Origin of the sequence: Collinsella sp. TM05-38, assembly GCF_003466445.1 — a bacterium.
In the GTDB taxonomy this organism is placed as follows: Bacteria; Actinomycetota; Coriobacteriia; order Coriobacteriales; family Coriobacteriaceae; genus Collinsella.
Genome location: NZ_QSPM01000026.1, coordinates 1 through 1,894, shown reverse-complemented (window position 1 = coordinate 1,894; position 1,894 = coordinate 1). Strand labels below are relative to the sequence as shown.

The following is a 1,894-nucleotide window of genomic DNA, read 5'->3' as shown; positions in this document are numbered from 1 at the left end:
GCGCTGCATGAGCATGCCCTTCTGGCGCGAGGACCTCTAAGGTTTTCAAAGACCCGTACAGGTCTTAATACAAACATCTAGCTGCCATTAGATGTCTCCCAATGGGACGGTGCGGTTCTTTCGCACCGTCCCATTCATGTTTATTGACGCTAAATTAAGATCAGATAAGGTGGCCATGGATATCAAGACAATTGGCGTTGAGGAATGGCTCAACGTTTGGGAGAAGAGTGCTACCTGGGATATCGCTCAGTCGACGATCTCGTCGCTGACCATGGGTGAGCTTCGCGCACTTGACGAGCAGGACGGTGCTACGTTCTACGAGCGCCTGGATCGCGAGAAGATGAATTACGGCTGGATCGAGGGTTCGCCGGAGTTTAAGGCCGAAGTCGCCAAGCTGTATCGTCGCGAGGTCAATCCCGATCACATTCTGCAGACTAATGGCTGTACGGGCGCCAACCTCAACGCCATCATGGCTGTTGTCGAGCCCGGCGATCACGTGATTGCCGAGTGGCCTACCTATGCGCCGCTCTATGAGATTCCGCGTACGCTCGGTGCCGAGGTCGAGTATTGGGAGCTTCGCGAGGAGCTTGGCTGGAAGCCCGATATCGAGGAGCTCAAGCGCCTGGTGCGTCCTAATACCAAGCTCATCTGCATCAATAACGCATCGAACCCCATCGGTACGGTGCTCGATGCCGATACGCTCGGCCAGATTGCCGAGATCGCCCGCTCGGTGGGCGCCTACGTGCTGTGCGACGAGGTGTATCTGCCGCTCGAGAACACCGAGTCCTTTATATCGATGGCCGACGTGTACGAGAAGGCCATTGTCACCAACTCGGTGTCCAAGACCTATTCGACGCCTGCGGCTCGCGTGGGCTGGGTCGTGGCCGACGAAGAGGTCTCCAACCGTATCCGCACCTATCGTGACTACACCATGATCTGCGGCGGCGTGTTCAACGACGCCCTGGCGACCTACGTGCTCGAGCACAAGGATAAGATCCTTGAGCGCAACCGTAAGATCGTGTTTGGCAACCGTGATATCGCTCAGGCATGGATCGATACGCAGAGCCGCGTCTCTTGGACGGCGCCGCAGGGCGTATCCACCTCGTTTATTCAGCTGGATATTCCCGAGGACGATGAGGAGTTCTGCAAGCGCCTGTTGGCCGAGAGGGGAGTGCTGCTGGTTCCCGGCAGCCGCTTTGAGCTTCCCTGCGGCGCGCGTCTGGGCTACTGCGCGAGTGAAGACGTTCTTCGCGAGGGCCTGAGGCTTCTGGGCGAGGCGCTGGCCGAGTTCGATCGGTAGCCCCTTGAGGATTTCGAGGGCCTAAACCTTACTGGGCCCTCGATGTACCGAATGCAGACCCGCTCCCTTTGGGGCGGGTCTGTTTGTCTTTACCGCCGAAAAAGTCAAGTTGTTACAAATAGAGACGCAAAACAGGCGGGGTATCCGAGGGGTCGTATACTGAGCTTCCGGTGAACGGTATCCAACGTCTGGTAAACGGTAGCCTGGTTGCTAAAAATGAATAGGACGAACTTTTTTCTGAATAAAAATCAAAATGGTTGAGACATAGCAAGAATTACGAATTCTATTCATACCTTTGCGTGAAATATGCAAATTGAGGGTGGTTTAAGAAAGATTAGTTCCAATTGATTTTCCGGTTAAAAAAGCGTTTAAGCACGTAAATAAACTTTATTAAATCAAAGTTTGCCATGCGTGAAGTATATGTGTATGCCGTTCACCCCCTATAAAAAACCGTTCGGGGGCAAGGTGGAAGTATGGGCTGATTTTGGATATAAATATGTCGTCAGCAATAACGCCTCACACGGAGGGGCGCTAACGAATCGGCCCTGACAAGGGCCCGAAAGAAAGGTAGGAGGCCATGACGAAAGGTCTGCA

At 53.9% G+C, this 1,894-nt stretch carries 1 protein-coding gene; it reads left to right on the top strand.

Annotated elements, in window-relative coordinates:
* Positions 1-175 precede the first annotated feature (175 nt).
* Positions 176-1,300, top strand: coding sequence for an aminotransferase (locus tag DXD49_RS09550; protein WP_117794836.1), 1,125 nt, complete (start codon positions 176-178; stop codon positions 1,298-1,300).
* The last annotated feature ends 594 nt before the right edge of the window (positions 1,301-1,894 follow it).